Genomic DNA, 13,377 nt, shown 5'->3' with positions numbered 1-13,377 from the left:
CCAGAATCCTCGGCAATCAGGCTGCGCGTTAGTGCAGCGTCGGCTTATTCTGTACCGGCGCTGTGGCGGTAGGGTGATTGAATTCGTTATGGCACATGATGGCGGCTACGCGCACATATTCGATCACTTCCTCCAGCGATTGTTCCAGCTCTTCCTTATCTTCGTCTTCGTCATAACCCAATTGGGCGATGTTACGCAGATCGTCGATCGCTTCTTTAATTTCGCCTTGTGCTTTATCGAGCCGTGGCTGCACGACCCCCATCCCCAGCAGGAAATGGTTTACCCAACCGGCTAGCGCGTCGGCGCGGTCAAACACGCTAACGTGCTCGAGCGTATCGTCCGGCAGGAACAACTGGAACAGGAAGCCGTCATCCTCCAGCGTATCCCGAGTTACCTGATAGATTTGCTGGAGCGGCTGCGCCAGCGTTTGAGGGAACGCGAGACCGTCGTTAGTCAGTTCGAACGTCAGTGTTTTCCAGCTTTCATCGTGGTTGCCGCCGCACAGGATGCCGCTGATCAGGCCGTGCATTTCTGCAGCGGTCAAAGCAACCTGGTGTTGGTGCAGAAGCTGGTCGATGGCTTCATAGCCAGGGAGTGTATTCTGTATAGACATATGCATTCGTCGTCGTTGGCGGGACATCGTGTTATGCTACCACCAAGCTCTGTCGCTATACCAGAAAGGGCTTGTATCTTCTATTTGGGATGGATATAGTAGCGCCCGCTTTTTACCAGCCTGACATTTCGGGCCATACGGTAAACACCCTTTTATGCGGGCGCGAAACGAAATAAGGCAGGAAGGTGACATGTCTGCACAACCAGTAGATATTCAAATTTTTGGCCGTTCGTTAAGAGTGAATTGTCCGCCAGAACAGCAGGATGCGCTGAATCAGGCTGCGGAGGATCTTAACCAGCGGTTGCAAGATCTCAAAGTTCGCACTAGAGTCACAAACACGGAGCAATTGGTGTTCATCGCGGCGCTTAACGTGTGCCACGAACTGGCCCAGGAGCGAATGAAAACCCGCGATTACGCCGCCAACATGGAACAGCGTATTCGCATGCTGCAGCAGACGATTGAACAAGCGTTGTTGGAGCAAGGCCGAATTACTGAACGTCAAGGTTCGCAGTTTGAGTAGTCTGTCGCGTTTTGACAAAAGTATGGCTAACAAAATGCTGCCGAACGTGTTAGGGTAACGGCAGTTAAAGAACAAAATTTCTCTGAGATGTTTGTCGGCGGACGAGTCCCCTGAGCCGATATTTCAAACTTAAAGAATGTAGCGTAATGTAGTTGGTGAGCATGCTCGGTTCGTCCGAGAAGCCTTAAAATTGCAGCGTTGCGTTCACCTTGAACCAAGGGTTCAAGGGTTATAGTCTGCGGCGGCATCTCGGAGATTCCCTTCTCGCTTTCTCTCTACTTTTTATTCCACTCGGCGATCATTGCCTATGTGTTCTACCTCTTCTCAGGATTTTCTTTCCATTTCGTTGTCGCGTCAGTCTATACGTCAGAACGTTCGTCAATGTCGGCGTGCGCTTAGCGCAGAGCAGCAGCAGATATTCGCTTTACAGGCTGCAGATAAAGTTATGGCGCATGAGCGATTGGCAAAAGCCCAGCGGGTGGCGGTTTTTCTCTCGTTTGACGGTGAGCTGGATACCCAGCCATTGATTCAGGCGTTGTGGCAGCAGCGCAAGCAGGTTTATCTGCCGGTATTGCACCCGTTTTGCTCCGGGCACCTGCTATTCCTGCGCTACGAGCCTGATACGGAACTGGTGATCAATCGTCTTAAGATCCGCGAACCGCGTCTGGATGTGCGCCAGGTTTTGCCCTCTTACCAGTTAGATGTGTTATTAACACCGCTGGTAGCGTTTGATCGGCAGGGGCAGCGATTGGGCATGGGCGGCGGATTCTATGACCGCACCCTGCAGCACTGGCGGCAACGCGGCCCTTATCCGATCGGCCTGGCGCACGATTGCCAGCAAGTGGAATCGCTCCCTGCCGAAAGCTGGGATATTCCCCTGCCGGAAATCATTACGCCTTCCCGCTATTGGCGGTGGTGAGTGGTTCTTTCCTGAGCATCCTGCCCCAGCATCTGTTGCACCAGTTCTACACAGCGCAGGAAACGGCTGTCGTAATCGGATTCTGTCACATGAACGTAGGGAACGTGATTGTCCGCCAACATACTTTTCAACAGATCCTGAAATTCCTTGCGGTCTGCGGCGTTACCGAGGCTGCGTAGCCCGTCCGCCACCCATGGCGTGTTGTTTTCCAGTAAAATGACCAGATCGAAGCGGTACTCTTCGATCAACGCCTGAACAAACGGATGCTCGCGGCCTTCGTATTTTTTGCAGAATGCCTGGGTCGAAATGAAGTCGGTGTCGATAAAAGCCACTTTGTTAGCAAATTTAACTGCAAAATCAATATATTGTGCGTGACCGATGGCGATTTTGTCATAATCTGAATACTGCAGAGCTATCTCGTTTCCCCCCAGATGGGAGAAGACATAATCGCGGCCATATTCCCAGGCGCTGGTGGTATTAAAGATATTGGCCAGCTTATTGACCAACGTTGATTTCCCGCTTGACTCTCCCCCGAGGATCGCCACTGTGCGGACAAAAAACGGCTTTACTTCGGTGGGGATGTATTCCCAATAACGGAACGGGTTCTGACGAATTTGCGCACCGCTGATATTCATAAATGAACGTTTGGGGTCGACCAATACGGTTTCTATGCCCAGATGTTCTTTGTACTGCGGCGCATCCTGCTCTTCGCTGGTGTAGACATAACTGGGGTCGATACCTTGTTCCGCCATAAACTTCTTGATGCCTTGGCTCCAGATATCCCAACCGTGTGGATAGGGTTCCATGCCCTGTTCGTTAAACGCATGGATATGAATATTTTTCTGATATTTGAACGTTTGCAGCAGCCAACGTAAGCGGTCGCTGACTGTGGGTTGTTGGGACATGGAACTGTTTTCGAACAGCAGGCGATCGCGCGGTTCATCGTATCCCAGAATGACATGCAGCTCGTCAACCTGGCTGCAGGCGCGCTGGATCAAATAAATATGCCCGGTATGCAACGGATAAAATTTACCAAACACGACGCCGACGTTTTTCTGGTGATAAGGAAATTCCAGCTCCAGAAAACGATGCAACGACTCCAGTTTTTGCGCGCTTGGGCTTTTAATTTTCGCGTTAAGTAATTGGCTCAGGTAGCCTTTTGTCATGCCAGCGGCGTCGGCGACCTGTTGCAGGGTACATCCTTTCTGCCTGATGGCCGTTTTCAGGTAATCGTAGGGGGACATGTCTGACGCTCCGGTTTAACTCGCTGAACAAAATAGCATAGAGGCTCTGGGACGATCCAAAATAAAGCTTACAGTTCATCAAGGATAGCGAGCGCGTCCGACAGTTTTTTTACGCCGAACACCTGCATGCCGGCAGGCGGTTTTTTGGGATTATTGGCAAAAGGCACGATGGCGCGTTTGAAACCATGCTTGGCGGCTTCGGCGATACGCTCCTGCCCGCTGGGAACCGGTCGGATTTCTCCTGCTAACCCCACTTCGCCGAACACCACCAGATCATGCGGCAACGGACGGTCGCGCAAGCTGGAAACCAGCGACAGCAGTAACGCCAGGTCGGCGCTGGTTTCCGTCACTTTGACGCCGCCGACCACATTGACGAAGACATCCTGATCCGCCATTTGCAGCCCGCCGTGGCGATGCAGCACCGCCAGCAGAATGGCCAACCGGTTTTGCTCCAGCCCGACGGCCACACGGCGTGGATTGGCCATCATGGAGTGATCCACCAGCGCCTGAATCTCCACCAGCAGCGGGCGCGTTCCTTCCCAGACCACCATGACTGAACTGCCGGGCGTCATTTCGTCGCCGCGGCTGAGGAAGATGGCCGAAGGGTTGTTGACTTCGCGCAGGCCCTGTTCTGTCATGGCGAATACGCCCAGTTCGTTGACGGCGCCAAAACGGTTCTTGTGGCTGCGCAAGGTGCGAAAACGGGAATCGGCATCGCCATCCAGCAATACCGAGCAATCAATGCAGTGCTCCAGCACTTTCGGCCCGGCCAGCGTCCCGTCTTTGGTGACGTGTCCCACCATGATGATGGCGACGCCGCGCGTTTTGGCGAATCGCGTCAGATAGGCGGCGGTTTCCCGTACCTGCGCCACGCTGCCGGGGGATGACTGGATATCGGCCAAGTGCATCACCTGGATGGAGTCGATCACCATCAGCCTAGGTTGTTCCTGTTCGGCGATCAGGCAAATCTGTTCGATGCTGGTTTCCGACAGCATATTGATGTGCTGGGCTGGCAGGCCGAGGCGGTGCGCCCGCATCGCCACCTGTTGCAACGATTCTTCGCCGGTGACGTAAAGCGTTTTCATCTGCCCGGCGAGTTTGCACAGGGTTTGCAACAGCAGCGTACTTTTCCCTGCGCCAGGGTTGCCGCCGATCAGAATAGCGCTGCCCGGCACCACGCCGCCGCCCAAAACCCGATCGAATTCCAGGAAACCGGTGGAAAAACGGGGCAATTCTTCCAGGCTGATCTCGGAGAGTTTCTGCACTTTGCTGATGCTGCCGCCGTCCCCGGCGTAGCCGGAAAAACGATCACTGCGCGCCGAACCGGCCGCCGCCGCCAGTCTGACTTCGGTAATGGTGTTCCAGGCGTGACAGGCGCTGCACTGGCCCTGCCAGCGGGGGTAGTCGGCACCGCATTCATTACAAACGAAGGCGCGTTTGACGGCTTTAGCCACAGCGTTCTCCCGTTAACTTTTTTCGTGTCGCAGACTGCCGCTCAGAATACAGAGCACGCCGGTTAGATCGGCATGGCGAATACTGACCGCGCTTTGCTCGTTCACCTTGGGCTTGGCGTGATAGGCAATCCCCAGGCCGGCCGCTTTGATCATCAGCAAGTCGTTGGCGCCATCGCCGATGGCGATCGTCTGTGTCGGCGGGATTACCAGCTTGTCCGTCAGTTGCTTCAGCGTGTACGCCTTGTATTTGGCATCGACGATCTGGCCGACCACTTCGCCGGTCAGTTTGCCGTCGCGCATGCCCATTTCGTTGGCGACCGCGGCTACCAGCCCCAGTTTTTGGCGCAGGTGGTCGGCAAAATAGGTGAACCCGCCGGAGGCGATCGCGACATGCCAGCCCGCCTCTTGCAGTTGGCGCACCATGGTTTCCAGCCCCGGCATCAGCGGCAGCGTATCCAGCACCTGACGCAGAATATTGGCGTCGGCGTCTTTCAGGGTGGCGACGCGCTGGCGCAGACTGGCGGAAAAATCCAGTTCGCCGCGCATGGCGCGCTCAGTCACTTCCGCCACCATTTCACCGGTACCTGCCAGTTTGGCGATTTCATCGATACATTCTATTTGGATCGCGGTGGAGTCCATATCCATCACCAGCAGGCCGGGTGCGCGCAGGCTGGGGGTATCGCCCATCGGCGCGACATCCAGCCCCAGTTCATGGGCGGCTTTGGTGATGCGTGGCGTCAGGGTGCCCGCCAGCCGAACCACCTGATAGTCCGCGACGTTCCAGGCGCTGACGATCACCAGCGGGTCGTCCAGACGGCGTTGCACGCGGGAAAGCAGATACTTGTCGAGCACGTCGCCGTACATCAGCCAGCCAGTATTGCCTGCGCGGTAGTCCAGCGGCATGACTTCGTCGCCGCTCAGAGACAGCGGGAGATTTGGCCAGCAGGAGATCTCATCGGGCAGATCGCGATAGGTCAAATGGTTCGACATGGGGTAAATCCTTTCCTGCGGGTAACGGTGGGTTGAAGGTGTGGATGGCTGCACTGGGCGCCCATAAATCAACGCAACAAGCTATCCTATCGTCAACGCTTCTGGCAACATTAAAGTATCCAAATTGCGCAGGGATTCCCATGGTTCGGGCTCGGATAAAGTTTCGCTTACATCGTACTGCGATTGTGTTGATTTGCCTGGCGCTGCTGGTGGTTTTGCTGCAGGGCGTGTCCTATTTCAGCCTGAGTCATCAGATGGCGCGTTCGGAGCAGGTCGAAGAACTGGCGCGCACACTCACACGGCAAGTCGCATTCAGCCTGACGCCGCTGCTGGAAAGCAACGGCGACAATACTGGACGGATCGAAGAAACGCTGCGACAACTGACCACCCATAGCCGGATTCTGGATGTGGCGCTCTATCAGCAGGATGGTACGTTGATCGCGCGGGCAGGCGAGCAGATAAATGTGCGTGATCGGCTGGCGCTGGATGGCAATCGCGCCGGCAGCTATTTCAATCATCAACTGGTTGAGCCGGTCAACGGCAAGGATGGGCCGCTCGGATTTCTACGCATTACGCTTGATACCCATGTGCTGGCGACGGAAGCCCGGCAGGTAGACAACACCACCAATATTCTGCGGCTGATGCTGCTGTTGGCGCTGGCAATCGGTATTATTCTCGCCCGGACGTTGCTGCAACACCGCCGCTCTCGCTGGCAACAATCGCCTTATTTACTGACGGCCAACACACCGGTGCGGGACGAGGACGAGCCGGTGTCGGAAACATCGTCCTCCGAGCCGCCGAAAATGCCCTGAAACCCGGCGCCTAGCCCTTGCGCGCCGTCAGGAATAACCGGGGGTAGGCCAGCAGGCAGCTGCCATCCCGACGCGCGGGATAAGCCTGTTGTAGATGTACTTGATAATGTTGCAAAAACGCCTGCTGTTCTTCTTTATCTAATCGGGTCAGGAATGGCCGTAATCCCGTACCTTTCAACCATTCAATAATCGCCAATGGGCCGCTCATGACGTGATAGTAAGTCGTGCGCCAGATATCGGCTTCGCATCCGTTACCGACGAGCAGATCGTAATAATATTCCGGGTCAGACAACGGTTGGCGGATGCGATCGACATCGGCGAATGTGTCCCGCCACGGCCCGGCCAGCGCAGTCTGGCGCATTAATTGGTGCGTAGGCTGTTCCAGCGTATCCGGCATCTGTACCGCCAGTACGCCGCCCGGCGCGAGCTGGCGCAGCAGGTGGGGAAACAACCGGTCGTGATCGTCGAGCCATTGCAGCGATGCGTTGGCAAAGATCAAATCCTGCGGTTTTTCCGGCTGCCAGTGTGCAATGTCTGCCAGTTGGAAGGTGCAGCCCGGCAAACGCCGGTGAGCCTGTTCGAGCATGGCGGCCGAGTTATCCAGACCGGTGATTTCGGCATGCGGCCAGGCCTGCCGCAGCAGTTCGGTGCTATTGCCGGGGCCGCAGCCCAGATCGGTGATGCGAATAATATCGGGATGAATGATACGGGAGACGAGTTCGAGAGCCGGGCGTGTGCGCTCGCTGGCGAAACGCAGATACAGTTCGGGATTCCAGTCTTGCATGGCTGATCCTCCAGGATGTGGAGCAAGCAGGTGAGATCAGAGGATAAATGAAGCGTGACGATGTTGTCATTCACGGGAAAATAGCGACGCACGATGTGACGGCGCCGTCGTTGCATACGCAGGCCTGCTTGTGCTGAAACGCTTGCCATGGCTGTTGTCGCGCGTCGAGGTTCCCCGTCCTGCGCTGAGCACAATCGGTAATATGGCTGGCTGCCTGGCGGTGGATTGTGTATCGACGGTAAATCGGGGAAAATAAGCGGCTATGTTGCCTGTCATTAAGCCTGCCTGAGGGTCATCGCGTGTAAAATTCGGTATTGGCGTTGTTGCCATAGATGGGGTGTTGGTACCACTGTGGCCTGACTGATTTGGCATAAGACAGCATTATGTCTTTACTTTCCGCTTTGCCTGGCGTGTGCGCGATGTTGACGCTGGGTGATTAACTATGAAGAAGCCTGAATAACATGTCTCCAAGTGAATATGCTTGCGAAGTCTCGAAACGGCGGACTTTCGCTATTATTTCCCACCCTGACGCCGGTAAAACCACCATTACTGAAAAGGTTCTGCTGTTCGGACAGGCCATCCAGGTCGCCGGTACGGTAAAAGGCCGCGGCTCCAACCAGCATGCCAAGTCGGACTGGATGGAAATGGAAAAACAGCGCGGGATATCTATTACCACCTCGGTGATGCAGTTTCCGTATCAGGAATCTCTGGTCAACCTGCTGGATACCCCTGGACATGAAGACTTTTCGGAAGATACGTACCGCACGCTGACGGCGGTGGACTGCTGCCTGATGGTGATCGACGCCGCCAAGGGCGTTGAGGATCGCACCCGTAAGCTGATGGAAGTGACGCGCCTGCGTGATACGCCAATCCTGACTTTCATGAATAAACTGGATCGTGACATTCGCGATCCGATGGAATTGCTGGATGAAGTGGAAAACGAACTGAACATCGCCTGTGCGCCGATCACCTGGCCGATCGGCTGCGGTAAGTTGTTCAAAGGGGTGTACCACCTCTACAAGGATGAAACCTATCTCTATCAAAGCGGTATGGGTCATACCATCCAGGAAGTGCGTATCGTCAAGGGGCTGGATAACCCGGAGCTGGAGCAAGCGGTGGGCGAGGATTTGGCCGCCCAGTTGCGCGAAGAGCTGGCGTTGGTGAAAGGCGCGTCCCATGAGTTTGAACTGGATGCGTTTTTGGAGGGGGAGTTAACGCCGGTCTTTTTCGGCACCGCGCTGGGTAACTTTGGCGTCGACCACATGCTGGACGGTCTGGTGGCCTGGGCGCCTGCGCCGATGCCGCGTCAGACTGACGCGCGCGTGGTGAGCGCCGATGAAGAGAAATTCAGCGGTTTTGTGTTTAAGATTCAGGCCAATATGGATCCGAAACACCGCGACCGAGTGGCATTCATGCGTGTGGTCTCCGGCCGTTACGAGAAAGGGATGAAACTGCGTCAGGTGCGCACCGGCAAGGACGTCATCATCTCCGATGCGTTGACGTTCATGGCGGGCGACCGTTCCCATGTGGAAGAAGCGTATCCGGGCGATATCATCGGGTTGCACAACCACGGTACGATTCAGATTGGCGATACCTTCACCCAGGGCGAGGATCTGAAGTTTACCGGTATCCCGAACTTTGCGCCGGAACTGTTCCGCCGCATCCGGCTGCGTGATCCGCTCAAACAGAAACAGCTGCTGAAAGGGCTGGTGCAGCTGTCGGAAGAAGGCGCGGTGCAGGTGTTCCGTCCGCTGATCAACAACGATCTGATCGTGGGCGCGGTCGGCGTGCTGCAGTTTGACGTCGTGGTATCCCGTCTCAAAACCGAATACAACGTGGAAGCGGTGTATGAATCGGTGAACGTGTCCACCGCCCGTTGGGTGGAGTGCGGCGATGCGAAGAAACTCGAGGAGTTCAAGCGTAAGAACGAATTGCATCTGGCGCTGGATGGCGGCGACAACCTGACGTATGTCGCGCCGACCATGGTGAACCTCAACCTGACGCAGGAACGTTACCCAGACGTACAGTTCCACAAAACCCGCGAACATTAATCACCCGCGACGGCCCGCTCCTGTTAGCGGGTCATTCGTGTGGATCCCTGTCACGCCGCCGCTCCGGCGGCGTTATTCATGATCCCCATCTGACAGATAACTCTTAAAGTGCCGCCTCTCCGTCGGTTTTCGGACTTTACGTCTGGGTTTTCCACTCCATTTTTTTATAGTTAGCCTGCTGTGTTTTTTCCCATTGAAGGTTCTGTGGGCAGTGTAATACATTGTTATTAATGGTTTTAATGGCCGGTTTATCGAAAGCAGGCCGGAGCAAAACCGCTGACTGCCCATAACGCTTGTCATCGACAGGTATCACGATAAGGAAACTGTCCAATGAAGAAACTGATCCTGATTCCCACCATGGTGGTTGTTGCTTTGAGCGCGGTGCTGGCGGCGAATGCGGCGTTGACGGACGTACCGCCGGCGGTACGGCAGGCGGCAGATAACGTTGGCAACAGTGTGAACCGTACCGTACAACAGGCATCGGCATTTGTGGATGACAGCACCGTGACGGCAAAAGTGAAAAGCGCGTTGCTGGAGGACGACATTCTGAATAGCACCGAAATTTCGGTTGCCACCCATCAAGGTTTAGTCACCCTGAGCGGGTTCGTCGCCAACCCGTCCATGGCGGCTCGTGCGGTGAAGGTGGCTTCCCCTATTGAAGGCGTCCAATCGGTGAGTGATAAATTGCAGGTCACGACCGCGGGAGAGCAGTCAGTGGGTGCTTACACTGAAGATGCCATGACCACCGGCGCCGTTAAGATCAAGCTGCTGACGGACGACATCGCGCCGTTTCACAACGTGCGGGTGGAAACGCGAGACGGCGTGGTGCTGCTGACGGGGTGGGTGAATAACGGTACCCAATCAGAACGCGCCGAAACCCTGGCCAAATCGGTGGATGGCGTGAAAAGCGTGAAAAATGCGCTAACGGTGAGATCGTGACCGCAACCGCAACGCCATTGAAGATCCAGGGATAGAAAATATGTTTCGTGGGGGCGTGGTATGTCTTTTGATTGCGGCGATAGCCGCTGTACTGGGGTTCGGTTGGCTGGCAGGGACTGCCGCCACTGTAGCCAAAATTCTGTTTGCCGTCGGCATCTTCTTGTTCCTGATTAGCCTGTTTTTCAGTCCTCGCCAACGTTGAATGCTTCCCTGTGATAATGCTGAATCGCCGTGAATGAAACGTTCGGCCCGACAAGCCTGTCCCGACGATATTTTCGCCTTGTCGGGCTGGTAGCTACCGGTGTCATACAGGCATCGCTTGCCAGCCATATTGCTGTCATCTCGCTGCGACACACTCCTTGCGTTATCGCAGCAATTCGCCCGGGAGACATCCATGAATAACGACATTGTGATGGGAAAATGGAAGCAGTGGAAAGGCGCTTTCTGGGAATGGTGGGCGGAATGGGTGGACAGCGATGAAGCCTGGCTTTCGGGCAACAACGCTTTTCTGTCGGGTGTGATGCAGGAGCATTACGGAAAAGAGCAGGAACAGGTATCCTCGGAGCATGACACTTTGCACTGAGAGGGCATACCTTGCTGCACGATGTACCTGAGGCGACCGCCAACGCGGATGATGCGCGAAACATCGCCGCAGATTTTATCGATACGCACTGCCATTTCGATTTTCCCCCTTTTACCGGCGATGAAGCCGCCAGCCTGGCGCAGGCCGCACAGTCCGGCGTTCACCGTCTTGTCGTGCCCGCCGTCGCCGCCAGTTATTTCGATCGTATTCTGGCACTGAGCCAACGCTGGCCGGCGCTGTATGCCGCGCTGGGGTTACATCCGTTGTATGTGGCCGATCATCGTGACCAACACCTGAACCAGCTGGAGGTGCTGTTGAAACAGCGTTCTTTGCGGTTGGTGGCGGTGGGGGAGATCGGGCTGGATCTTTACATGCCGGAGCCCTGCTTCGCGCGGCAACAGGAACTGCTCGCCGCGCAACTTAGACTGGCGGCGAAATATGATTTGCCGGTGATCCTTCATTCCCGACGTAGCCATGAGCCGCTGGCGCGGATGCTGCGTCGCTGTCTGGTGCCTCGAACTGGCGTGGTGCACGGTTTTGCCGGCAGTTACGAGCAGGCGATGGCGTTTATTCGTTTGGGGTATTTCATCGGCGTGGGCGGCACCATCACCTATCCTCGCGCCAGCAAAACACGGCAGGCGATCGCCCGTTTGCCGCTCGATAGCCTGGTGCTGGAAACCGATGCGCCGGATATGCCCGCCTATGGTTTTCAGGGGCAGCCTAACCGGCCGGAGCGCATTACTGCCGTATTCGCCGCGCTGTGCGAGCTGCGTCCCGAATGGCCGCAGGTCATCGCCGGTACGCTGTTGGCTAATTCGCAGCGGCTATTTGCTTTTTCCGATCGCTGAGTGGAAGCCTGCACGATGATGCGTACCGCGTGGCGCTTTGCGTCGTGAAACGGCGGAGCGCCGCGTCTGCGTGATGATATGAAAAAATATGATTCCGCTCCGAATAATCCCCGGTGTAATCGTGATGGGAATGAATAATGTCATCCATAAGACGGAATCGGCAGATAAAAGTAATAAAGTTTATTTTTTGCCTCCTTCATCCCTCCAAAATTGTATGTATTTGTGATGCAAATCGGCTACCTTGCATAGCCGATTATTCATTATCGGTATATCTGGCGGTGTCGTTATTGTCCCGGACGTGTTTAGAGTACGAGGGATCGTTGATATGAAATGCTTAATGCGTCTGGTTGGCAGGGTGACATTCATTCTTAGTACCGCGTATTCGTTGGCGACAATGTTCGAAGGACGAAGGGCTAGCGGCAGGGATGACCGAAAAATGCCGGGCGCGAAAGCCGGCCTGTTGGCATTTATTGCTCCGATTGCTTTACTTAATGGTATCTCCGGCGCAGCGGGGGGCCAGCTTTGGTGCCCGCGGCTGTCACCGGTGATGGCTGACGCCGGAAGCGTTATGGACATGCCTGCTGACGGCATTCCCTGACGACGTCTCGATAAAAGAAGTCAGGACGACCCCCTTCTTTTATCAGTCAATACCGGGTCGTCAGTGAAGTGCGATGAGCATACGCCGGCACGTCAGGACGTCTATGTCGGTTTTGCTCCCGCCAGGATCATAATTGCAGGACGCTTGCTGGCGCGGTAATCGATGCGGTATCCCGGGGAGTTGGATATTTTCCCTGCGGTACGCCAATACCGGACGTGTAGCGCCCGGTTGACGAGTGTAGTGATATGCTGTCTTCATTTATCAAAGACATAGAATGGTTGGCATTCCACCAGACAGACGGCGGCAGCCTTTATCCAGGGGTCAGCGCCCGCTGTAATTTCCACCTATCGGCCTATCGTGACGATCTGTTTTTCCGTGCCGGTATTCCTTTCACGCCGGAAATGGTGCGCTCGGTGCCTAAGCGAAGAGCGGAGTATCTGGCGGGGCGCTATCTGGCGCGCGAAGTATTGTCCCGGTTAGGGACGGACGATTTTATCCTCACCCATTCTCCGGATCGTTCCCCCGTGTGGCCGGAACATGTCGTCGGCTCTCTGAGTCATAACGTCGACAATGTGCTGTGCGCCGCCCATCTGCGTAACCATAGCGAATCCTGCATTGGGCTGGACATTGAAACGCTGATGAGCGACGAGCGGGCCAACAACCTGTGGCCGGGCATCGCCGACGAGATCGAATACGATTGGCTGCACACCCACCCTCTGCTGACGTTTTCCGACGTGTTGACACTAAATTTTTCCGCCAAGGAAAGCTTGTACAAAGCGCTATATCCCCGGGTCAGACGCTATTTCGATTTTTTGGATGTCAGAATGGTGGCGCTGGATACCGCCCGGCAATCCTTTACGTTGCAATTGTTGATCACTCTATCGTCGGATTATCCGGCAGGGCGCTGTTTTAGCGGGAGCTACCAACTGCGGGAGAAAGACGTTACTACTTTCCTGTTTTGCTGAGTATGGCGTGCGTGCTGTATTAGGGCGTCTCCCTGGCCGGTCGTCAGTGCTTTGCCG

At 55.5% G+C, this 13,377-nt stretch carries 14 protein-coding genes and 1 other RNA gene; 10 read left to right on the top strand and 5 right to left on the bottom strand.

The annotated features are described in order from the left end of the window. Window positions 1–28: 28 nt before the first annotated feature. On the bottom strand, window positions 29–613 hold the full coding sequence (locus tag DPA2511_RS17815) for a YecA/YgfB family protein (protein WP_026595241.1): 585 nt from the start codon (window positions 611–613) through the stop codon (window positions 29–31). A gap of 190 nt (window positions 614–803) precedes the next feature. Here DPA2511_RS17815 and zapA point away from each other — a divergent pair, with 190 nt between their 5' ends. The 3 genes from zapA to DPA2511_RS17805 all read left to right on the top strand — a co-directional run bounded on the left by zapA (window position 804) and on the right by DPA2511_RS17805 (window position 2,052). Further along, on the top strand, window positions 804–1,133 hold the full coding sequence (gene zapA, locus DPA2511_RS17810) for a cell division protein ZapA (RefSeq protein WP_015855131.1): 330 nt from the start codon (window positions 804–806) through the stop codon (window positions 1,131–1,133). A gap of 76 nt (window positions 1,134–1,209) precedes the next feature. After that, window positions 1,210–1,393: non-coding RNA, 6S RNA (ssrS, locus tag DPA2511_RS23055), on the top strand. Window positions 1,394–1,440: 47 nt separating this feature from the next. Beyond that, window positions 1,441–2,052: a 5-formyltetrahydrofolate cyclo-ligase gene (locus tag DPA2511_RS17805; protein ID WP_015855130.1), complete on the top strand. Its 612-nt coding sequence runs from the start codon at window positions 1,441–1,443 to the stop codon at window positions 2,050–2,052. Here the strand turns inward: DPA2511_RS17805 and nadR are convergent. From nadR to serB, 3 genes are all read right to left on the bottom strand, one after another. Beyond that, window positions 2,037–3,296 carry a multifunctional transcriptional regulator/nicotinamide-nucleotide adenylyltransferase/ribosylnicotinamide kinase NadR gene (gene nadR / locus DPA2511_RS17800; RefSeq protein ID WP_015855129.1) on the bottom strand — a complete coding sequence of 420 codons (1,260 nt, stop codon included), beginning with the start codon at window positions 3,294–3,296 and terminating at the stop codon, window positions 2,037–2,039. The genes DPA2511_RS17805 and nadR overlap by 16 nt on opposite strands. A gap of 68 nt (window positions 3,297–3,364) precedes the next feature. Beyond that, window positions 3,365–4,750, bottom strand: coding sequence for a DNA repair protein RadA (gene radA / locus DPA2511_RS17795; protein WP_015855128.1), 1,386 nt, complete (start codon window positions 4,748–4,750; stop codon window positions 3,365–3,367). Between the two features lie 12 nt (window positions 4,751–4,762). Beyond that, window positions 4,763–5,740, bottom strand: coding sequence for a phosphoserine phosphatase (gene serB / locus DPA2511_RS17790; RefSeq protein ID WP_015855127.1), 978 nt, complete (start codon window positions 5,738–5,740; stop codon window positions 4,763–4,765). A 140-nt stretch (window positions 5,741–5,880) separates the two neighbouring features. On the opposite strand from serB, the gene DPA2511_RS17785 reads away from it, so the two are divergent. Further along, complete coding sequence (locus DPA2511_RS17785) at window positions 5,881–6,552, top strand: YtjB family periplasmic protein (RefSeq protein WP_015855126.1); 672 nt, start codon at window positions 5,881–5,883, stop codon at window positions 6,550–6,552. Window positions 6,553–6,562: 10 nt separating this feature from the next. On the opposite strand, the gene tam is transcribed toward DPA2511_RS17785, so the two are convergent. Then, window positions 6,563–7,336: a trans-aconitate 2-methyltransferase gene (gene tam / locus DPA2511_RS17780; RefSeq protein WP_015855125.1), complete on the bottom strand. Its 774-nt coding sequence runs from the start codon at window positions 7,334–7,336 to the stop codon at window positions 6,563–6,565. A 461-nt stretch (window positions 7,337–7,797) separates the two neighbouring features. Here tam and prfC point away from each other — a divergent pair, with 461 nt between their 5' ends. The 6 genes from prfC (at window position 7,798) to DPA2511_RS17740 (ending at window position 13,320) form a co-directional block, all read left to right on the top strand. Continuing rightward, window positions 7,798–9,387 (top strand): peptide chain release factor 3, encoded by a 1,590-nt coding sequence (gene prfC, locus DPA2511_RS17775; protein ID WP_015855124.1) that lies wholly within the window; start codon window positions 7,798–7,800, stop codon window positions 9,385–9,387. A 330-nt stretch (window positions 9,388–9,717) separates the two neighbouring features. Then, window positions 9,718–10,326 carry a molecular chaperone OsmY gene (gene osmY, locus DPA2511_RS17765; protein WP_015855123.1) on the top strand — a complete coding sequence of 203 codons (609 nt, stop codon included), beginning with the start codon at window positions 9,718–9,720 and terminating at the stop codon, window positions 10,324–10,326. A gap of 40 nt (window positions 10,327–10,366) precedes the next feature. After that, window positions 10,367–10,528 carry a DUF1328 domain-containing protein gene (locus DPA2511_RS23050; protein ID WP_015855122.1) on the top strand — a complete coding sequence of 54 codons (162 nt, stop codon included), beginning with the start codon at window positions 10,367–10,369 and terminating at the stop codon, window positions 10,526–10,528. 192 nt (window positions 10,529–10,720) lie between these two features. After that, entirely contained in the window at window positions 10,721–10,909 is a 189-nt protein-coding gene (locus DPA2511_RS17755) for a CsbD family protein (RefSeq protein WP_015855121.1), read from the top strand. A 14-nt stretch (window positions 10,910–10,923) separates the two neighbouring features. After that, window positions 10,924–11,757 (top strand): TatD family hydrolase, encoded by an 834-nt coding sequence (locus tag DPA2511_RS17750; RefSeq protein ID WP_404821633.1) that lies wholly within the window; start codon window positions 10,924–10,926, stop codon window positions 11,755–11,757. Between the two features lie 843 nt (window positions 11,758–12,600). Beyond that, entirely contained in the window at window positions 12,601–13,320 is a 720-nt protein-coding gene (locus tag DPA2511_RS17740; RefSeq protein WP_015855118.1) for a 4'-phosphopantetheinyl transferase family protein, read from the top strand. Window positions 13,321–13,377: the final 57 nt, after the last annotated feature.

This window comes from Musicola paradisiaca NCPPB 2511, assembly GCF_000400505.1.
In the GTDB taxonomy this organism is placed as follows: Bacteria; Pseudomonadota; Gammaproteobacteria; order Enterobacterales; family Enterobacteriaceae; genus Musicola; species Musicola paradisiaca.
This window is presented reverse-complemented; position numbering and strand designations above follow the sequence as displayed.